Annotated in this window: 23 protein-coding genes; 16 read left to right on the plus strand and 7 right to left on the minus strand. The window is 64.2% G+C overall.

The window, feature by feature from the left end; all coding sequences use genetic code 11:
• Window positions 1-38 precede the first annotated feature (38 nt).
• Window positions 39-578: a hypothetical protein gene (locus GRI34_RS07170; protein WP_160595340.1), complete on the plus strand. Its 540-nt coding sequence runs from the start codon at window positions 39-41 to the stop codon at window positions 576-578.
• Here the strand turns inward: GRI34_RS07170 and GRI34_RS07175 are convergent.
• A complete protein-coding gene (locus GRI34_RS07175; RefSeq protein ID WP_160595341.1) occupies window positions 523-2,667 on the minus strand; it encodes a protein-disulfide reductase DsbD family protein in 2,145 nt (714 codons plus the stop codon). The two genes, GRI34_RS07170 and GRI34_RS07175, sit on opposite strands and share 56 nt — an antisense overlap.
• On the opposite strand from GRI34_RS07175, the gene GRI34_RS07180 reads away from it, so the two are divergent.
• Entirely contained in the window at window positions 2,642-3,856 is a 1,215-nt protein-coding gene (locus tag GRI34_RS07180; protein WP_160595342.1) for an FAD-dependent monooxygenase, read from the plus strand. The genes GRI34_RS07175 and GRI34_RS07180 overlap by 26 nt on opposite strands.
• A 1-nt stretch (window position 3,857) precedes the next feature.
• On the opposite strand, the gene GRI34_RS07185 is transcribed toward GRI34_RS07180, so the two are convergent.
• The 3 genes from GRI34_RS07185 to hemC form a co-directional block, all read right to left on the minus strand.
• On the minus strand, window positions 3,858-4,691 hold the full coding sequence (locus GRI34_RS07185; protein ID WP_325065200.1) for a hypothetical protein: 834 nt from the start codon (window positions 4,689-4,691) through the stop codon (window positions 3,858-3,860).
• Window positions 4,692-4,786: 95 nt separating this feature from the next.
• Window positions 4,787-5,479: a uroporphyrinogen-III synthase gene (locus GRI34_RS07190; protein WP_160595344.1), complete on the minus strand. Its 693-nt coding sequence runs from the start codon at window positions 5,477-5,479 to the stop codon at window positions 4,787-4,789.
• The gene (gene hemC / locus GRI34_RS07195; protein WP_160595345.1) at window positions 5,476-6,405 is read right to left on the minus strand and encodes a hydroxymethylbilane synthase; all 930 of its coding nucleotides are present in this window, start codon (window positions 6,403-6,405) and stop codon (window positions 5,476-5,478) included. The genes GRI34_RS07190 and hemC overlap by 4 nt, the downstream gene beginning before the upstream one ends.
• A 48-nt stretch (window positions 6,406-6,453) precedes the next feature.
• On the opposite strand from hemC, the gene tsaD reads away from it, so the two are divergent.
• The 14 genes from tsaD (at window position 6,454) to GRI34_RS07260 (ending at window position 18,779) form a co-directional block, all read left to right on the plus strand.
• Complete coding sequence (tsaD, locus tag GRI34_RS07200) at window positions 6,454-7,494, plus strand: tRNA (adenosine(37)-N6)-threonylcarbamoyltransferase complex transferase subunit TsaD (RefSeq protein ID WP_160595346.1); 1,041 nt, start codon at window positions 6,454-6,456, stop codon at window positions 7,492-7,494.
• Window positions 7,491-8,483, plus strand: a complete 993-nt coding sequence (locus GRI34_RS07205) for an NAD(P)H-dependent glycerol-3-phosphate dehydrogenase (protein ID WP_160595347.1) — start codon at window positions 7,491-7,493, stop codon at window positions 8,481-8,483. Before tsaD ends, GRI34_RS07205 begins: the two co-directional genes overlap by 4 nt.
• Window positions 8,480-9,976 (plus strand): lipopolysaccharide biosynthesis protein, encoded by a 1,497-nt coding sequence (locus tag GRI34_RS07210; protein WP_160595348.1) that lies wholly within the window; start codon window positions 8,480-8,482, stop codon window positions 9,974-9,976. Before GRI34_RS07205 ends, GRI34_RS07210 begins: the two co-directional genes overlap by 4 nt.
• A gap of 191 nt (window positions 9,977-10,167) precedes the next feature.
• Complete coding sequence (locus tag GRI34_RS07215) at window positions 10,168-11,811, plus strand: vWA domain-containing protein (protein ID WP_160595349.1); 1,644 nt, start codon at window positions 10,168-10,170, stop codon at window positions 11,809-11,811.
• Between the two features lie 64 nt (window positions 11,812-11,875).
• Window positions 11,876-12,616 (plus strand): OmpA family protein, encoded by a 741-nt coding sequence (locus GRI34_RS07220; RefSeq protein WP_160595350.1) that lies wholly within the window; start codon window positions 11,876-11,878, stop codon window positions 12,614-12,616.
• Window positions 12,616-12,747 (plus strand): hypothetical protein, encoded by a 132-nt coding sequence (locus GRI34_RS13360; RefSeq protein WP_267903951.1) that lies wholly within the window; start codon window positions 12,616-12,618, stop codon window positions 12,745-12,747. Before GRI34_RS07220 ends, GRI34_RS13360 begins: the two co-directional genes overlap by 1 nt.
• Entirely contained in the window at window positions 12,744-13,223 is a 480-nt protein-coding gene (locus tag GRI34_RS07225) for a hypothetical protein (RefSeq protein ID WP_160595351.1), read from the plus strand. Before GRI34_RS13360 ends, GRI34_RS07225 begins: the two co-directional genes overlap by 4 nt.
• A gap of 64 nt (window positions 13,224-13,287) precedes the next feature.
• A complete protein-coding gene (locus GRI34_RS07230) occupies window positions 13,288-13,656 on the plus strand; it encodes a response regulator (RefSeq protein WP_199800129.1) in 369 nt (122 codons plus the stop codon).
• Window positions 13,657-13,729: 73 nt separating this feature from the next.
• The gene (locus GRI34_RS07235; protein ID WP_160595352.1) at window positions 13,730-14,116 is read left to right on the plus strand and encodes a four-helix bundle copper-binding protein; all 387 of its coding nucleotides are present in this window, start codon (window positions 13,730-13,732) and stop codon (window positions 14,114-14,116) included.
• A 37-nt stretch (window positions 14,117-14,153) separates the two neighbouring features.
• Entirely contained in the window at window positions 14,154-14,600 is a 447-nt protein-coding gene (locus GRI34_RS07240; protein ID WP_160595353.1) for a lasso peptide biosynthesis B2 protein, read from the plus strand.
• Between the two features lie 69 nt (window positions 14,601-14,669).
• Window positions 14,670-15,845, plus strand: coding sequence for an acyl-CoA dehydrogenase (locus tag GRI34_RS07245; RefSeq protein WP_160596435.1), 1,176 nt, complete (start codon window positions 14,670-14,672; stop codon window positions 15,843-15,845).
• Window positions 15,846-15,998: 153 nt separating this feature from the next.
• Entirely contained in the window at window positions 15,999-16,640 is a 642-nt protein-coding gene (gene maiA / locus GRI34_RS07250) for a maleylacetoacetate isomerase (protein WP_160596436.1), read from the plus strand.
• Window positions 16,641-16,644: 4 nt separating this feature from the next.
• Window positions 16,645-17,655: a fumarylacetoacetate hydrolase family protein gene (locus GRI34_RS07255; RefSeq protein ID WP_160595354.1), complete on the plus strand. Its 1,011-nt coding sequence runs from the start codon at window positions 16,645-16,647 to the stop codon at window positions 17,653-17,655.
• Between the two features lie 71 nt (window positions 17,656-17,726).
• A complete protein-coding gene (locus GRI34_RS07260; protein WP_160595355.1) occupies window positions 17,727-18,779 on the plus strand; it encodes a glycosyltransferase in 1,053 nt (350 codons plus the stop codon).
• Here GRI34_RS07260 and GRI34_RS07265 read toward each other — a convergent pair.
• Genes GRI34_RS07265 through GRI34_RS07275 form a run of 3 tightly spaced genes read right to left on the minus strand, consistent with a single transcriptional unit; the run spans window position 18,761 to window position 22,739 of the window.
• The gene (locus tag GRI34_RS07265; RefSeq protein WP_160595356.1) at window positions 18,761-19,918 is read right to left on the minus strand and encodes a tetratricopeptide repeat protein; all 1,158 of its coding nucleotides are present in this window, start codon (window positions 19,916-19,918) and stop codon (window positions 18,761-18,763) included. The genes GRI34_RS07260 and GRI34_RS07265 overlap by 19 nt on opposite strands.
• Window positions 19,915-22,125, minus strand: a complete 2,211-nt coding sequence (locus GRI34_RS07270) for a GumC family protein (RefSeq protein WP_160595357.1) — start codon at window positions 22,123-22,125, stop codon at window positions 19,915-19,917. The genes GRI34_RS07265 and GRI34_RS07270 overlap by 4 nt, the downstream gene beginning before the upstream one ends.
• Complete coding sequence (locus GRI34_RS07275; RefSeq protein ID WP_160595358.1) at window positions 22,122-22,739, minus strand: polysaccharide biosynthesis/export family protein; 618 nt, start codon at window positions 22,737-22,739, stop codon at window positions 22,122-22,124. The genes GRI34_RS07270 and GRI34_RS07275 overlap by 4 nt, the downstream gene beginning before the upstream one ends.
• Between the last annotated feature and the right edge of the window lie 75 nt (window positions 22,740-22,814).

Here is a 22,814-nt window from a genome sequence, read left to right on the forward strand (position 1 = left end):
CGTTGACGCTCGCCCTCCCTTTCGCATAGCTGCGCGCCATGTTTCGCACCATCGCGCTGGGCGCGCTCTTGCTGGTCACGGCCTGCAAGCCCCCTGCATCAGACGAATATGTAACACGTGAACGCATTGCTGCGGAACGCGATGCACCGCGCCCTCCGATAGATTCGCCCGATACCGAGGGAGCCGTTTGGGCTTACAGCCAGGATCGCGAGCGCCTGCTCTACGGCAAGCCCGGTGCGACCCCGCTCATGGCCCTCGCCTGCGAGGACGGCGTGCTGCGCTATACCCGCTTCGTGCAGGCCGATGCCCACGCCAAGGCGGTGCTGGCGATGATCGGCAACGGCCATGTCGAACGGTTCTGGATCGATGCGGAGCAGGACGGCGAGGCCTGGATCTGGCGCGGGCGCACCCCGGCCGACGATCCGCGGCTTGAAGTGCTCACGGGTCCGCGAACGGTGGAAGCGACTGTGCCCGGCGGCGGGTCGATCATCCTCAACCCCAGCCGCCTTCCCGCGCAATTCATTACCGACTGCGCGCCGCTTCCTGACGGGCAAGTTCCGGAAGAAGATCAGGCGTAAGCACCTGCGGCAATTGCCGCGCATCCCCGCCCGCCGGATACCACAGGTAAAGCGGCACACCGGCAGCGCCCTGCTGCGACAGGAAAGCGGCGATGTCGTCGTCGCGCCGCGTCCAGTCACCGCGCATCGCGATGACGCCCGCTTCCTCGAACGCCGCGCGCGTCTCTTCGCGCTCGATCCCGACGCTCTCATTGACCTTGCAGGTGATGCACCAGTCGGCGGTAAACCAGACGAACACCGTCTGGCCGCTCGCGCGGGCCGCTGCGAGGTTCGCGGCCGAAAACTCCTGCGGATCGAGAATGCTCTGCGCGCTATCGGCAACGGGTGGATCGTATGTCCGCACCATGCCGATCGCAGATACTGCGGCCATTGCGAGGCCGATCAGCGCCGGCAGCATCCTCGATTTTCCGGAAGCCTGGCCTTCCGGCGAAATCATACCCGCGAAATAGACGAGGCCCGCCGCGACACCGGTCGCCGAAAGCAGGAACTGCCCTCCACCGATGCGCCAGAGCAGCCAGCCGAGTGCGAGCAGTGTCAGCCCCATGGGCAGTGCCATCCAACGCCGGAAGCGTTCCATCCAGGCACCGGGCTTTGGCAAACGCTTGCGGAACGCAGGCACGAAACCGACCAGCAGGAACGGCAGGGCCAGTCCGACGCCAAGCGCAGTAAAGATCGCGAAGCCCTCGATGGGTCGCAACACCAGCGCTGCCCCCAATGCGAGCGCCATGAAGGGCCCTGTGCACGGCGTCGCCACGAAGGCGGCAAGCAGGCCTGTTGCGAAGGATCCGCCCGAACTAGGCTTGCCGCCGGAAATGGCGAGGCCGGGAATGGCGAACAGGCCGAGGAAGTTCGCGGTAATCAGTGCGGCAAGCGCAAACAGGCTCGCCACGATTGCGGGCTCCTGTAATTGGAACGCCCAGCCGACCTGCTGACCGGCCGATCGGAGCAACAGGATCAGCGCGCCAAGTCCGGCGCAGGCCAGCACGACACCCGCAGTATAGGCGAGCGCATCGCGGCGGGCCGCGCCCTCGTCGCCCCCGGCCTTCGCCAGGGCCAGCGCCTTGAGGCTGAGGATCGGAAACACGCATGGCATAATGTTGAGCAAGAAGCCGCCGACCAGCGCCGCGATCACCAGCAGGCCGAAGGGAGGCGTTTCCCGAGGCCCCCGGAATGCCTTCACACCCTCCAGCGGCACGTCTGCAGGCGTCGCCATGAACCGCACGCCTTCACCATCCCCCAATGCAAGGATGCCTTCGATGCGATCGGGCGTGTCTGCGCTATCGCCCTTGGTCCTTTCCAGTGGCAATTCGGCAACCAGCAGGTTGCCATCGCGGATCCACGTCTGCACGGCCGCATATTCGGGCCGCAAGCCATTGCCCAGAGAGGGGTTTTCCAGGAAGAGGTGCAGCTCGCCGAGGCCCATCGAGGCTGGCAGCGGGATGCCGATGCGCAGGCGCTCGCCGGAAATCTCGAAGCCTGCCTCGCTGTCGAGCATCGGCGCGATTCTCCCGCGCCACTCGTCGAAATTACCACCGCTCCGGGCGCGCAAGGCTGCATCCTGCGGCACGCATATCCGGTCGGTACAGGCGAGGTATTCGACGAAGCCCGTGACCGGGGCGAGGTTCATGACCGCAGCATCCGGGCCGGGAGTGACCGGCAAAAGAACGACGTACTCTCCCTCGAAGATGTGGTTCATCAAACCGCCGATGAGCAGCGTCTGCGGCACGGGATAAAGCGGCTTTCCGACTTGCCACCCGTCCGGAAGATCGAGCTGCAAATCCATGCCCTGCCCCGCATCGCCAGGATTGGACCAGTAGCCGTGCCACTCCTCGCTCGATGGAGTGAAGCGCAGCGCAAGCAGCCATTCCTCGCCCGGCGCGGGCGCGCCATCGGCAAAAAGTTCGACCGAGATATTCTCGTCGCCAAAGCGCGCGGCGCGATCCTGCGCGATTGCGGGAGCGGGCAAAAGGCACGTGAGGGCAAGCAGGAAAGCGGCCAGCCGGGCCAGCGAGACGTCCATAATCCTTGCCAGTGTCACGCCGCCCGCTCTAGGGACCGTGACCATGACAGACAAGCGCGACTTGCTCATCCTCGGCGGCGGCCTCGTCGGCTCCACACTGGCGCTGGCAGCTGCGAAACAGGGTTTTTCCAGCCACCTGGTCGACCGGGCCGATCCCGCCGACCTTACGGCAGACGGTTTCGACGGGCGTGCGTCGGCGATCTCCACTGCAAGTTGGCGCCTGTTCCGCAATATCGGCCTGGCCGACACGCTGGAGCCCTATGGCTGTCCGATCGAGAGCATCGCCGTGCTCGACCAGATGAAGCCGGGCCGCATCGATTTCACACCGGAAGAGCACGACGGTTCGCTCGGCCGGATGTTCGCCAATCGCGTATTGCGCACGGCCCTGTTCGAGGCGGTTAAGGACGAAAGCCTCATCACCCTGCACGCCCCGGTCGACGTGGTCGATCGCCAGCGCGATGCTTACGGTGTCTCCGCCACGCTCGCCGACGGGCAGGTACTGACCGCGGACCTGCTGGTCGGCGCGGAAGGGCGCAGTTCGCCCACGCGAGAGGATGCGGAGCTGAAAATGGCCAGCTGGGACTATTCCCACCGCGCGATCATCGTCGGCCTCGACCACAGCAAGCCGCATGGCGGCGTGGCGTGGGAGATCTTCTATCCCGCTGGTCCCTTTGCCCTGCTCCCACTTCTCGACGGGCCTCAAGGACAGCATCGCAGCGCGCTAGTCTGGACGGTCGACGAGAAGGATGCGGCGGGCGTCCTGAAGATGGGCGAACGCGCTTTCCTCGCCGAGGTGCAAAAGCGCATGAGGGAACTGCTTGGCGAGCTTTCTCTCAACAGCGCACGCACGTCCTATCCGCTCAGCTTCCAGCACACAGTTCGCATCGTGGGCGAGCGCATGGCGCTGGTCGGCGATAGCGCCCACGGCATGCACCCGATTGCGGGACAGGGCCTCAATCTGGGCCTGCGCGATGTCGGCGCACTGGTCGAGGTGCTGGGCGATGCCCGCCGTCTCGGCCTCGATCTTGGCGATATGCAGGTGCTCGAACGTTACGAGAAATGGCGCGCGCTCGATTCCATCATGGTCATGGGCGCAACCGACAGCCTGACGCGCCTGTTCGGCGTGCCGGGGAAGGCCGCCAGCGCAGTCCGCCGTCTTGGCATGGCCGGGGTCCAGCGTTCCGGCATCCTGAAGAAGTTCTTCATGGACGAAGCGCGCGGCGTATCGGGCGATGTGCCCGAATTGATGAAGGCCTGACCTACTCTTCAACCGGGCTCGGCTGTTCGATCCGGTTGCCTGCACCATCGCGCAGGCGGCGCGGTTCCAGCACCGCTGCCGTTTCGATGAGATCGAGCGCGCGCTGGGCCGAAGCATAGCGTTCCGCATCGCGCAGCCAGCCTTCGGCATTCACCGCACCGGGCAGATTGCGCACTTCCGCAACGGCCGAATCCGGACGGCCGCTTTCAAGGAACAGTCGTGCACGCTCCAGTCTTTGCTGGGGCTGCGGCGATGGCGCGCTTTCGCGCCGGATGGTGAAGAGCGAGCCCAATTCGTCGGCGAAGCGCTCGAGGCTCGGCTTGCCCTCGCCCGATTGCAGGCTGGGCGCGAGGCCTTCGAGACGGAAGATCAGCTGGTCGAGCGTGACCGGTTCGCGCGAGAAGGTCAGGATGGTGTTCACGGCATTGGGCAGCGCGTCGCCGAACCGCAGCCGGAGTTGGTCGGCGAGATAGCCGAGTTCGGCACCCTTATCGACCGCACGGCGGGTTGCAAAAGCAATCAGCAGGCCTTCCGCGCGTGCCACGTTCCCGGCAGCTGCCTGCGCCTGAAGGTCGAGGCGCGACAGGCGCTGTTCGGCGGCCGCCAGGCGCTGGTCGATACCGCCCTGTTGTTCTGCCACACGTTCAACCGCCTCTGCAGCGGCCGCGCTTTCGCTGGCGCTCGGCGTGGGTGAAGGCTCAGCGCCATCGGCCGGCGTATTGTCCGCGATCTGCACGGGTTCTTCGGTGGTTTCCGGCGCGGAATCCATGCGCCATGCGATGTAGCCCGCAACACCTGCGCCAAGCGCGAAAGCGCCGCCAACGGCAAGCAACATCGGGCGCATTCCACCACGCGCACGCCGAGTGCTCGAAAACTCGTCCATCTTACTCCAATCCGCGACCCCGGGCGCCTCTCATACGGGGCGCCATATCAATTGGACATGGTCTGACACAATTGCTCGGCCAAGGCCAGTAGCTCCGCATCGCGTGGCTGGTTTGCGATGTGGATGGAGTGCCAGCCCTCGCCCGCCATGTCGGCGATGCGGGGACCCAGGACCGCCAATGCGAGCCTGGACCGGTCGATTTCCAGCCGCTCGCATTCCTCGAACAGGCGCTTGGCCGCTTCGCCCGAATGCAGCAGCACCACCCCGCCTACGCGCATGATATCGGCCATCTCGTCGGGTATGTCGAGCGCCTCGGTCCGGTAGACCACGCGCGTGTCGATCGTCATGCCCTCGGGTGCCTGCAACTCGACATGGGCCTCGCCTGCAAGGCGCAGCATATGGCGTTCACCCGCTTTCATCTTGTCGAGCAAGGCCTGCAAGCCGCCCGTGCCCGTGCGGGCGACCATGTAGCCTTTTTCGCGCGCTCCCTCGGCCGTCGCTTCGCCGACTGCGTACACCGGCAAGGAGGTAAGGCGCGTGAGATGGGTGCCGCCATGACGGAAGACATTGGAACTGCCGACCAGCAGCCCATTGTAATTATCCGCCTTGGGCGCGCCCCATTCGACCGGTTCGACTTCGAACAGCGGGCAGCCTTTGACGTCCAGTTCGAGCGCTCTCGCCGTTTCCAGCGTGACAGAAAGGCCCGGCTCCGGGCGAAAGACGAATACCCGGCAGGTCATTCCATCTGCCCGAAATTGACTGCAATCTCTGGCGGCGCATCGTCGAGAAGAGTGCGGGCCAATTCGCCCGGCGCGGCAAGATCGTCGCAAGCGAAGCTGGCCGTGCCTTCGACGCGCTGGCTGCCATCCGGGCTGAAGATCGCCGCACGCATAGTGAGGCGGTCATCGGTGCGCGTGGTCAGGACCGCAATCGGACTGTGACATGTTCCGCCCAGCCCTTGGAGCAGGGCGCGCTCGGCCAGAACTTCATCGCGGCTCTCCGCGTGATTGACCACAACCAATGCTTCGCGGGTCCGTTCATCGCTGGCCCTGCATTCGATGCCGATCGCGGCCTGCGCTGGCGCAGGAAGCCAGTCTTCCGGATCGAGCCTTACGCCGACATTGTCCTCGCCAAGGCGGGACAGACCCGCCGCAGCAAGGAAAGTCGCGTCAGCCTCTCCTGCTTCGAGCTTGGCCATGCGCGTCGCCACATTGCCGCGGATACCGACGACTTCGAGGTCGGGCCGCGCATGAAGCAATTGGGCTGCCCGGCGCGGCGCACTGGTGCCGACCTTCGCACCTTGCGGAATGGCTGCAATCGATGCTGCACCGAGCAGGGTATCGGCCTTGTCCGCACGCGGCAGGATCGCGCCTATGGCGATTATGTCCGGGCGAATGGTCTCGACGTCCTTCATCGAGTGGACGGCAGCATCGATGCGGCCTTCGGCAAGCCACAGGTCAAGTTCGCGTGTCCACAGAGCCTTGCCCCCGATTTCGGCGAGCGGGCGGTCCTGGATCTTGTCGCCGCTGGCAATGACGGGGACCAGTTCGACCGCACCCACATCCCAGCCATGGGCGGCGCAAAGGCGGGCGCGGGCTTCCTCTGCCTGCGCCATGGCAAGCGGCGAACGGCGGGTTCCGAGGCGAAGGATGGGCGTGTCTGGCATATCGGCGGCTTGCCCTAGCGAGCGAGACCGCTAAGGGAAAGCGAAGTTATGACGCTCGTTCTTGGCATCGAAAGTTCCTGCGACGAAACCGCAGCCGCGCTGGTCGATGGCGAACGGCGCATTATCGCCCAGCGGATCGCCTCGCAGGACGAGGAACACGCGCCCTTCGGCGGCGTGGTGCCGGAAATCGCCGCGCGCGCCCATGCCGAACGGCTTGCCCCCATGATCGAGGGCGTGCTCGCCGATGCAGGCGTCACACTGGCCGATTGCGATGCGATTGCCGCCACGGCGGGCCCCGGCCTTATCGGCGGCGTGATGGTCGGCCTCGTCAGTGCCAAGGCGCTGGCCATGGCGAGCGATACGCCGCTGATTGCGATCAACCACCTCGAAGGCCACGCGTTGAGCCCGCGCCTCGCGGATGCCGACCTTGCGTTTCCCTATGCCCTCCTCCTTGTATCGGGCGGACACTGCCAGATCCTGCGCGTGGACGGCGTCGGTCAATACCGCCGGTTCGCGACGACGATCGACGATGCACTGGGCGAGGCATTCGACAAGACCGCGAAGATCCTGGGCCTCGGCTTTCCGGGTGGCCCGGCGGTCGAACGGCTCGCGAAAGAAGGTGATGAAAGCGCCGTCCCCCTGCCCCGTCCCATGGTCGGCAGCGGCGAGCCGCATTTCTCGTTCGCCGGGCTCAAGAGCGCTTTCATGCGCGCTCACCAGTCGGGCAAATATGCCGCGGCCGACATCGCCGCCAGCTTCCAGAAGGCTGCCGTCGACTGCGTGATCGACCGGCTATCCATCGCATTGGAGGCAATGGGCCGCACCGACACGCTGGTTGTTGCTGGCGGCGTGGCCGCCAATGCCACGGTGCGTGCGGCGCTGGAGGAACTGGCCGAGCGCCATTCGATGCGCTTTACCGCGCCGCCGCCCAAGCTGTGCACCGACAATGCCGCGATGATCGCCTGGGCCGGGGTTGAAAGGCTCGCCATGCACGACTTCAAGCCCGACTCGCTCGACATCGCGGCCCGTCCTCGCTGGCCGCTCGACCCGCAGGCAGAGCCGGTGCGCGGCGCAGGAGTGAAAGCATGAGCAGCGTAGGGGTTCTTGGAGCCGGTGCCTGGGGCACGGCGCTCGCACAGATGCTGGCGAGCGATGGCCGTGCGGTAAAGATCTGGGCGCGCGAGGAAGAACTGGTCGACGAGATCAATTCTGCGCACACCAATTCGATCTACCTGCCCAGCGCGAGCCTGAGCGGGCGGATTACCGCCACCAGCGATCTTGCCGAAATGGCGGCTCTCGATGCGCTGCTCGTGGTAACCCCGGCCCAGCACATGGGGTCGGTCCTTGCGGCTATGCCCTCGCACCCGGCCGACCTGGTTCTGTGTTCCAAGGGTATCGAGGCAGGCAGCGGCAGGTTGATGAACCACGTGGCGAAAGAGACGGCCCCGGACAGCGCGATTGCAGTGCTTTCCGGCCCCACTTTCGCGCATGAGGTCGCCGCAGGCTTGCCGACCGCCGTGACGCTCGCGTGCGGCGGCGGAGCAGAGCAGTGGGACCGCCTGTCCCCGCTCATCGCACGGCCTGCCTTCCGTCCCTATTATTCCGACGATGTCGTGGGCGCCGAGATCGGCGGCGCGGTGAAAAACGTGCTGGCGATCGCCTGCGGCGTGGTGGACGGCCTCGGCCTTGGCCAGAACGCGCGCGCGGCTTTGATTGCCCGCGGCTATGCCGAAATGCTGCGCTTCGGGGAGGCGCTTGGCGCGCGGGCCGAGACGCTCGCCGGATTGTGCGGGCTGGGCGATCTCGTGTTGACCTGCTCTTCCACCTCCAGTCGCAATTTCTCGCTCGGCAAGGCGCTGGGCGAAGGGGAAAGCGCCGACACGCTGATGAGTGACCGGCGCACTGTGGCCGAAGGCGCGCATACTGCGCCCGTGCTCGTAAAACTTGCCGCGCGCCAAGGCATTGCCATGCCGATCGTGACGGCCGTCTACGACCTCCTCAAGGGAGACGAGCCGAAATCTGTGGTCGAAGGCATCCTCGCGCGGCCGCTCAAGGCCGAACAGGGCGAAGCGGGATGACTGCCGCTGGAAATGACGAAGACCTGACCGCCATCGCAAAGGGCGGAAGGCAGAATTTCATCGGCTTCCTGCTGCGCCTGCTGGCGCGCCTGCCCTTCCTGTTCATCGCGGGCCGCCTTTACGGCCCCGAGGCGCTGGGCCGCTTTGCCTCCGCCCTCGTCGTCGTCGAACTCGTCGCACTGATGTGTTCGATGGGCGAAAAGCGCGGTCTTGCACAGCGACTGGCCGATGGCGAAGAGGGAACGCATCCGGCAAACCTCGTCTACGACGGCATGCTGCTGGCGATCGCCTTTTCCGCGCTGGCAGCCGCTTTCTTCTGGCTGGTTCCCGCCCCGCTGTTCCCAAGCGGCGAATTCACCCAACTCGACCGGCTGATCGTCTTGGCCATTCCCGGCTACGCCCTCACCGAAATCGTGCTGGCGGCGCAGGCTTACAAATACGATATCGCGACAACCGTCCGCGCACGGGCCGTGGTCGAGCCATGGACGATCTCGATCATGGCCGGTGTCTTCTATTTCGTGCCCGCACTGTCGGATTCCGGCCTCTCGCTCGCCTATCTGGTTTCGATCTACGCGGGCCTCTTCACCGGCCTCTACGCCTTCTTCCGCAGCTACGGGCCGCCGAAACACTGGCGTCCGGAACTGGGATATATGCGCAAGGTGACGGCCCGGGCACTGCCGCTGGCGACGGCCGATGCCATCGAGTGGGGAACGCGCCGCCTCGATATCTTCATCCTCGGCCTGTTCGCCGCCCCTGCTGCGGTCGGCGTCTATTATATCGCCCAGCAGGTCGCGAGCCTGCCGCAAAAGCTCAAGACCAGTTTCGAGCCGATCCTCGGGCCGGTGATCACCAAGAACCTGAAGACCAAGAACTACGCCGCGATCGCCAAGCAGGTCTGCCAGGTCGGCTTCTGGATCATCGCCGCACAGGCGGGAATCGCGCTGGCGCTTGGTGTGCCGGGCGAAGCGGTGATGGGTCTTGTAGGACCCGAATTCGTCGGCGGTACGGGTGCGCTGGCGTTCCTGCTTGCGGCAGAGGTCGTGGCGGCAACCGCCGTCGTGTCCGAAGCCGTGCTGATCTACGTCGCTCGCGGTCGCAACCTCGCTATCTCGGTCGGGACCATCGCATTCCAGGCGGCGCTGACCATTACGCTGATCATGCTGGTCGAACGGCTTGGTTATGGCGAACCGTTCAAGGCCGCCGCAGCTGCGCTCGCCCTGATGATCGCGCTCGGTGTCGCAAGCCTCGTCAAGGCGCTGCTGCTGACCCGCATCCTCGGCCACCCGATCAACAATTGGCGCTGGGCACTGCTCTATGCGGTAGCTCCTGCGGTTCTCGTCGGCTGGGCGGCAACCCAGCTCCCCGAGTGGGCCGAACTGGCTTTCGGCGTGCCGGCGATCCTGCTGACCTACGGTTTTGTCATCTGGAAACGCGGCTTCGGGCCCGAAGATCGGGTCCTGTTCAAACGAAATAAAGCAGAAACGCCCGATTAGGGTCCACTCTGCCTCATTTCTCGAAACTTCAATAAAATCAGCAAATTAGGACTCGCCAAGGGCACTTCGCGCTGCCAATGGCGCACACCTTGATTGACTCTTGCCCCATTTTCGCCACATTCTTGCCTTGTTGATGCCGTAATTTATGTAATAACATCACATTGAGAGAGCGAATCGTGGAGAGGATAGAAATGGACAACACAACCCGCATGGCCGGAGGCTCGCTTGCCTTCGTTTCGACTGCCGCCCTCATCATCGGCCTTGCCGGATGCGAAGGCGTCAAGGACCGCAGCGAGAAGACGGAACGCCTGACGACCGTCGATATCGAGCAATCCGCCGATGCCTCCGTGATGTACGAAAGCGCTGAGATGGCCATGGCCCCGCCCCCGGTTTCGGTGGCCGCGCCTTGGATCGGCGATCACGACATGATGATCCCGTCCGAAGACCGTGAACGGTATGCCGGAGAGAAGGTCTCGCCGATCAGGGTCACCTCCAGCGAGCCGGTTTCGACCTTCTCGGTCGATGTCGACACCGGCGCCTATGCCAATGCGCGCCGGTTCCTGACGATGGGCCAGTTGCCACCGCAGGACGCCGTGCGGACAGAGGAGATGATCAACTACTTCCGCTACGATTACGAGGCCCCGGCCGATCGCAGCAAGCCGTTCTCGGTGACGCTGAGCACGGCGGCCAGCCCGTGGAACGAGGAAGCCAAGCTGGTCCGCGTCGGTCTGCGCGCATACGACCTGCCGCGCAGTGAACGCCCGGCGGCAAACCTCGTCTTCCTTGTCGATGTTTCGGGCTCGATGGACAGCTCCGACAAGCTGCCGCTGGTCAAGCGCGCGCTCTCCGGCCTCGCCTCCGAAATGAGCCGCGACGACAAGGTATCAATCGTCGTCTACGCAGGCTCTACCGGTGTCGTGCTGGAACCGACCAGCAATCCGGCAAAGGTGCGAGCGGCGCTTGCCCGGCTGGGTGCGGGGGGCTCCACCGCTGGCGCTGCCGGGCTGGACCTCGCCTATTCGATGGCGGAACAAGGCTTCATCAAGGGTGGTGTAAACCGGGTAATCCTGGCCACCGACGGCGATTTCAACGTCGGTATGTCGGATACGGACGCGCTGATCGACAAGATCGAGAAGAAGCGCGACAGCGGCATTACGCTGACCACTCTCGGCTTCGGTACCGGCAATTACAACGAAGCGATGATGGAACAGATCGCCAATCACGGTAACGGCAATTACGCCTATATCGATAGCGCGCTAGAAGCGAAGAAGGTGCTGCGCGACGAGATGAGCTCGACCCTCTTCACCATCGCCAAGGACGTGAAGATACAGGTCGAATTCAATCCCGCGGTCGTCAGCCAGTACCGCCTGATCGGGTATGAAAACCGCGCGCTCCGAGAAGAGGATTTCGCAAACGACCGCGTCGATGCAGGCGATATCGGAGCAGGTCACCAGGTGACGGCCCTTTACGAGGTCATCCCGACGGGCGCGAAGGGCTGGATCGGGGAACGCCGCTATGCGGGAAATCGCGGCAAGGCCAAGGCGGGTGCTGCGAACGAGGCCGCGTTCGTCCAGTTGCGGTACAAATTGCCCGGCGGATCGAAATCGAAACTGCTCCAGTATCGACTTTCTGCCGGGCGACTGGCCACGCAGCGCTTGCCGCAGGGCGACTTTGCCTTCGCCGCGGCCGTTGCGGCTTATGGCCAAAAGTTGCGCGGCGACGAGCTCCTCGCCGACTATTCCTGGGACGATGTGGTCCGCCTAGCCGGTCGCCAGCGCGATTTCTGGCGGCAGGAATTCGTCGAACTCGCCCGCACAGCCGAAGCGCAGATGTAAGTCTGCGCATAGCGCGCGCCGTGGGCCTTGCACCCCTGCGGCGCGCAGCTAGAAGGCGGGAACCATGAAGTCCCGTCCCGCCATTGCCATCGCCCTAGGCGCCGTGCTTGTCACGGCGCTCGGCTATGTCGGTAGCCAGTCCGGAGCAGAAGCACTGGCACAGCGGCTCGATGAACGTGCAAGGCTGGCGATCGCAGAGGCGGGGTACGAACCGGTCACTGCCCGCTTCCAGACAAGGCGAGGCGCCCCCATCCGTCACCCGATGCTATCGGGCGGCGAAGGCCTGGACGAAGGCTCGCGAGACCGCGTCGCCAAGCTCGTGGCCGGATTACCGGGCGTTGGCGGCATAAGCTGGGAAGACGGCTGGGCCAATGCGTCGTCGGGCGATGTCGATTTCGAACCGGTACGTTGCCAGGACGATGTCGAAACCCTGCTCCGCACCCGGTCGATCCGTTTCGAAGAAGGCAGCGCCGCGCTGCTCGACACTAGCAATATCCTGATCGACGAAGTGGCGGACGCCCTGCGCCCGTGCCTCGGCTCGATCATCGCAATCATCGGCCACACCGACCGCAGCGGCACCGAGCCCGGCAATCTAGCGCTTAGCCAGGATCGTGCGCGCGCCGTCCGTGAGGCCCTGGTTCGCCGTGGAATTCCGCGTGACGGGCTGCGCGCCCGCGGCGTCGGATCGAGCGAGCCGGTACAGGGCCTGGAAGCGGACGATCCCGCCAATCGCCGCATCGAATTTTCCGTCATCCGGATCGAGCCGGTGACCCCCACCCCTGTCGACACGCCGGGACCACGCTAATGCCGATCTGGCTGGAAACCACTTCCCTGATGCTGGCTGCCTACGGGCTCGGCCTTGCCATCGGATGGGTGATCTGGGGCCGCGCGCCCGATCCCTCCACCACTGAACAAAGCCAAGAGGAAACGTCATGAGCGAATTGGTCGCCGAACAATGGCCGCTGATACTGGTCGCCCTGCTGATCGGTATCGTCGTTGCCTTCTATCTCTTCCGCTCGACCCGGCGCACCCGCGTGACCGGCGCGAAAAGCGACGTGCTGGACGAGGGTGCAGACAAGGCCCATCGCAATGCCGCGCTGATCGACAGCGCGCCTGCCGCAGCGAAGGATCCTGCCGTTCCTACCACCGCTTCCGTTGCAAAAGGCACCGGCGGAGACGATCTCACCCGCATCAAGGGCGTAGGACCCAAGCTTGCCGCCACGCTGGGTGACCTGGGCGTGACCCGTTTCGACCAGATCGCGGCGTGGGACGATGCCGAAATCGAGCGCGTCGATGCACAGCTCGGGCGCTTCCAAGGTCGCATCCGCCGCGACGACTGGGTTGGCCAGGCAGCGCTTCTGGCGGGCGGCGACGTGCAAGCTTTCCAGCAGAAATACGGATCGACTGCCTGAGCCGGGAACCTTTTCTCTTCCGCGCGTTGAGTCCGTTGGGTCGATTGCGTGTGAGGAGAGCAGGATGGGACAGCAACAGCCACTGCGCATACTCGTTGCAGAAGACGAATTGATCGTCGGCTACGACCTATGCGACACCGTTTCAGAAGCAGGTTATGTAGTGGAGGGTCCTTACGATGACCTCTCTTCTGCCATGCTCGCCTATCAGAAGAACAAGCCCGATATCGCGATCCTCGATGTGCAGCTCGGTGACGGCATCGTCTATCCGCTTGCCGAACAGATGATGGCAGAGGACGTGCAGGTTATCTTCCATTCCGGCCAGATCACGCCGGCACAGGTTGCCGAACGCTTTCCCAGCGCCACTGCGCTGTCGAAGCCCTGCCCGCCGGCAGAGGTGATCCACTCGGTTCAGCAGGCCGCCGCGCACCACTGACCCCATTGCCGAAACGAAGCGGCTGGCGCTCCATTGCCTTGATTGAAACCCGAGGCAATTCAAGGAGATCGCCATGTCGCTTCCGTCAATGATCGCAGCACACCCGCAAGTCGATAACGAGACCGAGGAACTTGTCCTAGCTGCACGCCATGCGATGCTGTGCTCGCTCTTCTGCACCTCTTGCGCCGATGCCTGCGTGGCCGAAGCCATGGACATGGCGCAGTGCATCCGGAACTGCCTCGATTGTGCCGACGTCTGCGCCGCCACCGCACGTCTCGCCGTGCGCCGCACCGCGCAGAATATCGATGTCCTTCGTGCCCAGATGGAGGCCTGCATCAAGGCTTGCGAGACCTGCGCGGAAGAATGTTCGCAGCATGACAACCCGCATTGCCAGCTCTGCGCCAAGATGTGCCGCGAGTGTGCCGAGGACTGCCGCAAGGCGCTGCCTCACGTAAATTGAGGCTTTTGCCGACGAAACGTGGTAATCTGGCGCGGTAATGCCGAAGCTGCGCACCTTTCTCGCGCTCGACAGCGCCGATCGCCTCGCCACGTTCGAGGCCATGGCCGCGCTGCTTTATGCCAAGGCATTGGTGGCGGGCGTGGCCCCGGGGCGTTGGCACGAACGCTTCGCATCGGTGGGCGCACCGCGCACCGGCACGCCGCAAGGAGCCGAGCTGGAAGTCACGAGACGCACGCGCTTTGCCATCGCGAGGGCGCTTCGCAACGTGCCCGGATCACCCAACTGCCTGCCCCAAGCGCTTGCCGCACGCAGCATGTTGCAGCGCCGCGGTATCGAAGCCGACCTTTTCATCGGAACCCGTCTGGACGGCGCCAGTGAAAATCGCTTCCACGCCTGGCTGAAAGTGGGCGATGAATGGGTGACGGGCCTGTGCGACGAAAACGAATACGCCCTGTTCACCGGTCACGGCGCAGAAGTCGCCTGACTCCCCCTTGCGCCGCACAGCGCATGGTGCCATCGGCAATCACGTAACAGAGGAGACTATATGGCCGGCATGGTGCCTTTCGCCTGGGACGATCCCTTCAATCTCGAAGACCAGCTGACCGAGGAAGAGCGGATGATCCGCGACGCCGCGCACGGTTTCGCGCAAAGCGAGCTGCAGCCGCGCGTCACCGACGCATATCGTGAAGAGCTCGATGCGCCCGAACTCTTCCCGCTGATGGGCCAGGCCGGTCTGCTGGGCGCTACCGTGCCCGAAGAATACGGCGGCGCCGGTGCCAGCTATGTCGCCTACGGCCTGATCGCGCGCGAGATTGAACGCGTCGACAGCGGCTATCGCTCCATGGCCTCGGTCCAGTCCAGCCTCGTGATGTACCCGATCCATGCCTATGGTTCGGAAGAGCAGAAGAAGAAGTACCTGCCCGGCCTCGCCAGCGGCGAACTGATCGGCTGCTTCGGCCTGACCGAACCCGACGCGGGCTCCGATCCGGGCGGAATGAAGACCGTCGCGAAGAAGGATGGCGACGGCTACAAGATTTCCGGTTCCAAGACCTGGATTTCCAACGCGCCCTTCGCCGACGTCTTCGTCGTCTGGGCCAAGAGCGAAGCGCATGGCGGCGGTATCCGCGGCTTCGTCCTAGAAAAGGGCATGGAAGGTCTTTCCGCCCCCAAGATCGAAGGAAAGCTTTCGCTGCGGGCATCGACCACCGGCATGATCGTCATGGACGAGGTGAAGGTCGGCGCAGATGCGCTGCTTCCCGAAGTTCAGGGCCTCAAGGGTCCCTTTGGATGCCTCAACCGTGCGCGTTACGGCATTAGCTGGGGCGCCATGGGTGCGGCGGAATTCTGCCTCCACGCCGCGCGCCAGTACGGCCTCGACCGCCAGCAATTCGGTGTGCCGCTTGCCTCCAAGCAGCTTTACCAACTCAAGCTCGCTGACATGATGAGCGAGATTGCGCTGGGCCTGCAGGGTAGCCTGCGTGTCGGCCGCCTGATGGACGAAGGCAAGTTCGCCCCCGACATGATCTCCATCGTGAAGCGCAACAACGTCGGCAAGGCGCTCGATATCGCCCGCAAGTCGCGCGACATGCACGGCGGCAACGGCATTTCGGAAGAATACCAAGTCATCCGCCACATGGTGAACCTTGAAACGGTCAACACCTACGAAGGCACGCATGACGTCCATGCGCTGATCCTTGGCCGGGCGATCACGGGGATCGCCGCCTTCTGATGTGCTTTCCTACTTTCCGGAACACGGGCATCAGGTTCGTATGAACTGCTCCGAACCCGTGATGTGCCCCGGTTTTGGCGGGGTTGGCGGGTCCGGCGTTTATTTCGCCTGGACCGTGTTCCACATGTTCCACTCTGTAGGAGACGCCGCATGATGAAGCTGCACGGTTACTACCGCTCCTCGACCAGCTACCGCCTGCGCATCGCGCTGGAGCTGAAGGGGCTGGACTATAAGTACGTCCCGGTGAACCTGCTCACCTCGGAACAGAAGGGAGAAGCCTTCACCAGCCGCAACCCGTTCGGTTCGGTTCCTCTGCTGGAAGCCGACGGCAAGGACCGGGTGCAATCGATGGCGCAGCTGGAATGGCTCGACGAAGCCTATCCCGAACAGCCTCTGCTGCCTTCCGATATCGAAGACCGCTATGTCGCGCGCGAACTGGCCTATGCCATCGCGACCGAGCTGCATGCGCCGCTGAACCTTCCGGTACTCAAGTACCTCGCCAACGAATACGGCAAGTCGCAGGACGAGATCGGCGTATGGTATCGCCACTGGCTCGCGCGCACGCTCGACCCGCTCGAAGCGAGGCTGGCGCAGTTGGACACGGGCGACTTCCTGTTCGACAGCCCCGGCTTCTTCGAAGTCTGCCTGCTGCCGCAGGTCTACAACGCGCAGCGGTTCGGCTTCGATTTCAGCGACAAACCCCGCATCACCTGGATCGAAAAGGCCTGCCTGGCCCTACCCGCCTTCCAGCGCGCCCATCCGGACAACCAAATCGACAATCCAGAGAGGAATTGACCCCATGAAGCTCGCCACACTCAAGGACGGAACCCGCGACGGCAAGCTGGTGGTCGTGTCGAAAGACCTCACCCGCTACTGCGCGGCCGACAACATCGCGCCCACAATGCAGGCCGCGCTCGACAATTGGGACGAAGTCGCGCCGAAGCTGAACGCGCTCTACACCGATGTCGAGCACCAGACCGTGCCGTGCGAACGCTTCCACGAGCGCGAGGCGCATTCGCCCCTGCCCCGTGCCTACCAGTGGGCCGACGGCTCGGCCTATATCAACCACGTCGAACTGGTGCGTAAGGCCCGCGGTGCGGAAGTGCCGGAGAGCTTCTACCACGACCCGCTGATGTACCAGGGCGGCAGCGACAAGTTCCTCGCCCCGCGCGACGATATCCCGCTCAAGGACACCAAGTGGGGCTGCGACATGGAAGGCGAAATCGCGGTCATCACCGACGATGTTCCGATGGGCGTGTCGAAGGAAGACGCAGCCGATCACATCAAGCTGGTCATGCTGGTGAACGACGTGTCGCTGCGCGGCCTGATCCCGGGCGAACTGGCAAAGGGTTTCGGCTTCTTCCAGTCCAAGCCTGCCAGCGCCTTCAGCCCCGTTGCGGTTACGCCTGATGAGCTTGGCGATGCGTGGAAAGGCAGCGTCATCCACCTGCCGCTGATGGTCGACTATAATGGAGAGCCTTTCGGCCGCGCCAATGCGGGCGTCGATGCGACCTTCAGCCTCGCCGACCTCGTGGCCCATGCCGCCAAGACGCGCGAGCTTGGGGCGGGCACTATCATCGGTTCGGGCACGGTCTCCAACCAGGGCCCCGATGGCGATCCGGGCAAGCCGGTTGCAGACGGCGGCCTCGGCTATAGCTGCATCGCGGAAATCCGCATGATCGAGACGATTGCCGATGGCGAAGCGAAGACACGCTTCATGGCGCCCGGCGACACGGTTCGCGTGGAAATGAAAGACGCGGAAGGCCACTCGATCTTCGGCGCAATCGAACAGAAGGTCGTCGAGGCCTGAGCGATCCCTCACCCCTCGCGGGCAAGCGGATCGGCCTGCTGAGCTCGTGGGTATCGCGCCGCAATGGCGGCGTGTTCGAAGCTGTCGCTGCGCAGGTCCAGATCCTGCGTCGCCTTGGCGCTACGCCTGTTGTGCTGGGCGTCGGAGATGATGCCGCGTCACAGGACAGCTGGCGGCTGGAGGGGGCCGAGCTCCAACTTGCCAGGCGGCGTGGTCCGGTCGCTCTTGCCTACTCCCCCGATCTGCCGCGTTTGCTCGAGGCAGCGAAACTGGACCTGCTCCACCTGCACGGGATTTGGCAGTATCCGGTTCGCGCCGCGGGCACATGGGCTGGATCGACTGGCAAACCGATGATCGTCAGTCCTCACGGTATGCTCGATCCGTGGATCACGAACCGCAATGCATGGAAGAAGCAAGCCGCACGCCTGCTTTGGGAACGCGCAGCCTGGTCGCGAGCGTCCCTGCTTCACGCCCTGACCGAGGCAGAAGCAGCCGAGATCGAGCGGGAAATACCGACAGCATCGACGATCGTGATACCCAACGCCGCGCCAGCGGCGACCAAGGATCCCCCCCCACCGCGTGGGCCCGTGGCACTTTATCTGGGCAGGATACACGAGAAGAAGAACCTAGGCGCGCTGCTCGCAGCCTGGACGCGGGTACGCGGCGATCTTCCCGCCGACTCCTCCCTCGTCATCGCAGGCTGGGGAGATGACGAGGGCATCGCTGCCATCGAAAGCGCTCTTGCTGGTTCTGCGGCAACAAATGTCGAGTTCGTCGGGACCGCATTCGGTTCGCAAAAGGCGGCCTTGTTGGACCTTGCGCGCTTTATGGTCCTGCCGTCGCATAGCGAAGGCTTGCCCATGGCGATCCTCGAAGGATGGGCGGCCGGCGTGCCGTCGATCATGAGCGGCGCCTGCAACCTGCCCGAAGGCTTTGCTTCAGGGGCAGCGATACGGTGCGGCACGGCGAGCGACGCTATCGGCGCTGCACTGGTGGAAGCATTTGCGAAAACCGACAGCGAGTGGAAGGAAATGAGCAATTCCGCTCTCTCCCTGGCTAGCGGACCGTTCTCGCAAGAGACGATCGCGAAGCATTGGGAGCGCAGTTACGGTCGATTGCTTTGATCCGCGCGACCGACCGGTTCGAGACGCACATTGTCCAGAGAAACCGCCCCCTTTTCCGGCCTTAACCAGATACCGAAAACCTGGTCCTCGCAGTCCGGCGCTTGAAGCAATTGCCCTCGTCCGAGCGAGCCGCCTCCCTGTCCGGGCCGCGACGGAACCCCGCAATCGAGCGAGACAAGCAGCGCATCGGCATTTTCGCCCGAAACACTCGCAAACGCTCGATATTCGCCCGCTTCAAGCGCGACCGGTTGCGACAGGACGAGGCGGGTGACGCTCGTCCGGTTGCTCAGTTCGACATGGCGATCTTCCTCGCCGATCGCCGAGATCCTGACGTCTCCCGAGCGGTGGCGGCGCCAACCGAAGAGAGCCTCTTCTCCCAGCCGTTCAAATCCGGGATCGATCAGAAGCAGGTTGCTTTCCGGATTGACGCAATAGGCTGCCAAAAGGTCCTGCGCATCGGCACGCAGGTTGCGCTTGGCGAGTTCGCGAACCAGCGGCTCGACCCGCGCACAGCTCAATCCGATAGTGTCCGCCCCCGAAGCGAGGAAGCGCGCGCGTTCCCGAAGAACACTCGCCTGCTGCCCTTCCGCGCGAAGGTAGGCATCGCTCCAAAGGCTCTGGCCATCCAGCCTTCGAGCCAGTTCGGCCCGACCTGCCGCACTCGCTTCCATCATGGCGAACAATGCCTCGAGCTCGCTCGCGGCAGGCTGCACCCGCAACAGTGTATCGAAATGCCCCGCGGCGGCATCGACATTGCCGCGCTCCATGGAATGGGCTGCAAGCGCTGCCCGGCTTAGCGGCTCACGCGGGCTAAGCCGCGCCGCGACCTTCATCGCGCTCTCCCCTCTTGCAGGTTTGCCTGCCTGATACGCCGCAGCGCCCAGAAAAGCCGCTCCGCGCGCATCGACCGGGTCTGCGAGTATCGCCCGACGTGCCGCCGCATCCGCCTGCGAGGTATCGCCAGCGAGAAGATGCAAGGAAGCGGCGACCCGATCGGCTTCGACACGAAAGGGTGAGGGGATCAACCGTTCGTCATTCGGCTGGTGGGCGGTAACGCGATCCAGGCCGGAGAAGAACGCGGTGAGCGCAAACGCCACGCCCGCCACAGTCACGAGCCATTGGGCCCGCACGCTGCTCATACGGACGCCGCGTCCTGTTTGTCTGCATAGGCGTAATAGTCGTAGCCGTAATACGCCGAATAGCGGTTACCCGAGCGCGCCGGATCGAACTTGGCAAGTGCCGCCCCGAGCAGCGTAGGCTCCATCGAGCGCAGGCGGCGCAGGGCAGCCTTGAGCGAACCGCTCCGGCCGCGTTCGGCCTCCACGACGAATATCGTGCCGTCTGCGATTGCCGCCAGCATGGGAGCATCGGCCAGTCCCAGAACAGGCGGACTGTCGACGATCACGACGCCGTATTGCTGGCTGAATGTCTCCAGCAACTGCGCCATGCGCGGCGAGGAAAGCAGTTCGGTCGGGCTTGGCGGAAGGGGGCCTGCCGGAAGGATATCGAACTCCGCCTCGCCCAGCGTGACCCGCGTTGCCATATCACTGGGCTCGTCACGCGAAATCAGGAGATCGGTAAGCCCGCGCTCGCTCTTGATGCCGGCAATCTTGTGCAAGGTCGGTCGGCGCAAGTCGGCGTCGATGAGCAGAGGCGCGATGCCGATGCGGGCAAGGCCGGCGGCAATGGCGAAACTTGTCGTGCTCTTACCTTCCGCTGCCTGGGCGCTGGTAACGACAATGACTTTGGGCAGCCCCGTCGGCGTCGAATAAAGCAAGGCCCCGCGCATCGAGTTGTACGCTTCGGAAATCGCGGATTTCGGTTCGGCCAGTTCCTCGAGCGGAGTGCCGCTCTCGGTGCGGGGTACGACGCCAAGGAGCGACAGTCCGAGCTTGTCTTCGACATCTTCGGGAGTGTGGATCACATCGTCGAGCTGGTCGCGCAGGAAGATCGCAATTCCCGCCACGGCAAGCCCCAGCAGCAAACCGATCGCAAGATTGCGCGGCAAGCTTGGCGAAGAAGGAAGGTCCGGGGCCTGGGCCCGGTCAATAATGGTAATGTTGCTCGACGCGATACCGGCGGACGCGTTGAGCTCGCGATAGCGCTGCAAAAGTCCTTCATAGATCGAGCGGGCGGTGTCGGCTTCGCGCGCCAGCACGTTGTAGCGCACGGATTGGTCCTGTTCGGCCAGGGTGTTTCCTCGCGCTTCATCGACCTGATTGTCCAGTCGGCGCTCGGCAGCCTGCGCCGCCAGATACTCGGCGCGAACCGATTGCCTGACCTCGCTCGCAGTCCGGTTGAGCTGGTTATTTACCGCAGCAAGGTCGCCCTCGATGCGTGCCGTTGCCGGGTGACCGGGCAGGTAACGATCGCGCGCCGCGTCGAGTTCGCTCTCCAATTGCGCGCGGCGCGTCATCAGGGCCTGGACCGTCGGATTTGCCAGAACGATCTGCGAGGAAAGGAGGGGGGAGTTGCGTACCGCATCCCACCGCGATTCCGCCGCAATCCTCGCTTCGCGTGCCCTGATTGCAGCCTGATTGTACTGCAGCAGGCTGGAAGAAGTCACGGTCCCGGCCGCTAGGTCCGCGCCGCCCGTCGCCAGGGCATCCCGTGTCCGGATAAGACCCGTCTGGCGCGCGTAGTCATTCAAGGCTGCTTCCGACTCTTCGAGAGAGGCGCGAGCCTCGTCGAGTTGTTCGGCGACGAAATTACGCGCGTAGGAGGAGCTGTCGAAGCGGCGCTGCAAGTTCTGCTGAATGAACTCTTCCGCGAATGCATTTGCTATGCGGGCTGTGACCTCTGGATCGGTGCTCGCGAACTCGACCATCGCAATGCGCGTAGTGCGGCGCAACTCCACCTGCGTGTTGTCCCGAAGAAGCGCCACGGCAAGCTTCCGCTTCTCCGCTTCACTTGTCCCGCCCGCCTGCACGGGGACCTCCATCGCGGCGAAGAAACGCTCGTCATTGGCAAGGTCCAGCGCGTCGGCCACGCGTTCGGCGAGCGCCCTGCTGCGCAGCACGTCGAGCTGTGTATTGAGGAAACGGTCGATGTCCCAGTCCGAAGGGGGGGCAATCTGCGGATCGAGATCCGCCCCGAGGACTTCGTCACTCTGGTCATTGATCTGGAGGCTCGCCGCCGCCGAATAGCGCGGCGTGTCCAGCATGGTCACGATGACGGCGAGCGCGACGGCGGCGCCGACGATGGCCAGCGCCATCCAGAAATACCTGCGCACCGCGCCGATCACATTACGGATCGCGGTACTAACGGCGTTCTCGCCCGCTGCAGCATAAGCCGCAGAATAGCGATCGCGTTCGCCGATCAGGGGAGGAAGGACCTGTTCTGTCATCCGATCGGCCGGAATATTCCGAAAACGGGCACCGCCCGCAGGACATCCTGCCAGGCGCCACGCACGCTGGAGTAGCCGACGACGACGACGTCGCCAGGTACCAGCGCCACGTCCGGCATCCTGCCGCCGCGGATGGCCCGCAAGTCGAAGCGTCCGGCGGTCCGTTCACCGTCGACCGTGCGGAAGATCATGATCTCGTCGAGTTTGGCAGTATCGGTCGGGCTGCGCGCCAGAGCGAGGGCGGACAGCAACGTCTGCCCTTCGGCGTAAGAGAAGACCCCGGGCTGTTCGACCTCCCCCTCTACCGCGATCGTGCGATCGCGCGCTTCCAGGACCGCCACCGAAACGCGTGGATCGCGCAGGTAATTCGTTGCGTAGGCCGCCTCGATAGCAACGCCAAGTTCGCTGGCACTGCGTCCGACAGCCTGCACGTCGCCGATCAGTGGGAGCGTCAACATACCGGCATTGTCCACGGCGATGCGCTCGACAGACAGGTCGGATTCACCGAAAACGGAGATCGACACGATATCGCCCGGGGCCAGCGTATATCGTTCCGGCAAAGCGGTTTGCGGATCGATTACCACCGCATCATACCCCGCCTGCCCGTCTGGCACGACAGGGTCCAAGGGTGTCTGGCACGCAGACGCGGCAAGCAGGCAGGCCACCGCAATCGCCGGTTTCGATTTCCG

The organism is Qipengyuania aquimaris (assembly GCF_009827445.1).
In the GTDB taxonomy this organism is placed as follows: Bacteria; Pseudomonadota; Alphaproteobacteria; order Sphingomonadales; family Sphingomonadaceae; genus Qipengyuania; species Qipengyuania aquimaris.

Bases quoted from the DNA above. Each gene is read 5' to 3' on its own strand.
- GRI34_RS07170 (WP_160595340.1), top strand. From the start codon at position 39: ATGTTTCGCACCATCGCGCTGGGCGCGCTCTTGCTGGTCACGGCCTGC.
- GRI34_RS07180 (WP_160595342.1), top strand. From the start codon at position 2,642: ATGACAGACAAGCGCGACTTGCTCATCCTCGGCGGCGGCCTCGTCGGC.
- GRI34_RS07175 (WP_160595341.1), bottom strand. From the start codon at position 2,667: ATGAGCAAGTCGCGCTTGTCTGTCATGGTCACGGTCCCTAGAGCGGGC.
- GRI34_RS07185 (WP_325065200.1), bottom strand. From the start codon at position 4,691: ATGTTGCTTGCCGTTGGCGGCGCTTTCGCGCTTGGCGCAGGTGTTGCG.
- GRI34_RS07190 (WP_160595344.1), bottom strand. From the start codon at position 5,479: ATGACCTGCCGGGTATTCGTCTTTCGCCCGGAGCCGGGCCTTTCTGTC.
- hemC (WP_160595345.1), bottom strand. From the start codon at position 6,405: ATGCCAGACACGCCCATCCTTCGCCTCGGAACCCGCCGTTCGCCGCTT.
- tsaD (WP_160595346.1), top strand. From the start codon at position 6,454: ATGACGCTCGTTCTTGGCATCGAAAGTTCCTGCGACGAAACCGCAGCC.
- GRI34_RS07205 (WP_160595347.1), top strand. From the start codon at position 7,491: ATGAGCAGCGTAGGGGTTCTTGGAGCCGGTGCCTGGGGCACGGCGCTC.
- GRI34_RS07210 (WP_160595348.1), top strand. From the start codon at position 8,480: ATGACTGCCGCTGGAAATGACGAAGACCTGACCGCCATCGCAAAGGGC.
- GRI34_RS07215 (WP_160595349.1), top strand. From the start codon at position 10,168: ATGGACAACACAACCCGCATGGCCGGAGGCTCGCTTGCCTTCGTTTCG.
- GRI34_RS07220 (WP_160595350.1), top strand. From the start codon at position 11,876: ATGAAGTCCCGTCCCGCCATTGCCATCGCCCTAGGCGCCGTGCTTGTC.
- GRI34_RS13360 (WP_267903951.1), top strand. From the start codon at position 12,616: ATGCCGATCTGGCTGGAAACCACTTCCCTGATGCTGGCTGCCTACGGG.
- GRI34_RS07225 (WP_160595351.1), top strand. From the start codon at position 12,744: ATGAGCGAATTGGTCGCCGAACAATGGCCGCTGATACTGGTCGCCCTG.
- GRI34_RS07230 (WP_199800129.1), top strand. From the start codon at position 13,288: ATGGGACAGCAACAGCCACTGCGCATACTCGTTGCAGAAGACGAATTG.
- GRI34_RS07235 (WP_160595352.1), top strand. From the start codon at position 13,730: ATGTCGCTTCCGTCAATGATCGCAGCACACCCGCAAGTCGATAACGAG.
- GRI34_RS07240 (WP_160595353.1), top strand. From the start codon at position 14,154: ATGCCGAAGCTGCGCACCTTTCTCGCGCTCGACAGCGCCGATCGCCTC.
- GRI34_RS07245 (WP_160596435.1), top strand. From the start codon at position 14,670: ATGGTGCCTTTCGCCTGGGACGATCCCTTCAATCTCGAAGACCAGCTG.
- maiA (WP_160596436.1), top strand. From the start codon at position 15,999: ATGAAGCTGCACGGTTACTACCGCTCCTCGACCAGCTACCGCCTGCGC.
- GRI34_RS07255 (WP_160595354.1), top strand. From the start codon at position 16,645: ATGAAGCTCGCCACACTCAAGGACGGAACCCGCGACGGCAAGCTGGTG.
- GRI34_RS07265 (WP_160595356.1), bottom strand. From the start codon at position 19,918: ATGAGCAGCGTGCGGGCCCAATGGCTCGTGACTGTGGCGGGCGTGGCG.
- GRI34_RS07270 (WP_160595357.1), bottom strand. From the start codon at position 22,125: ATGACAGAACAGGTCCTTCCTCCCCTGATCGGCGAACGCGATCGCTAT.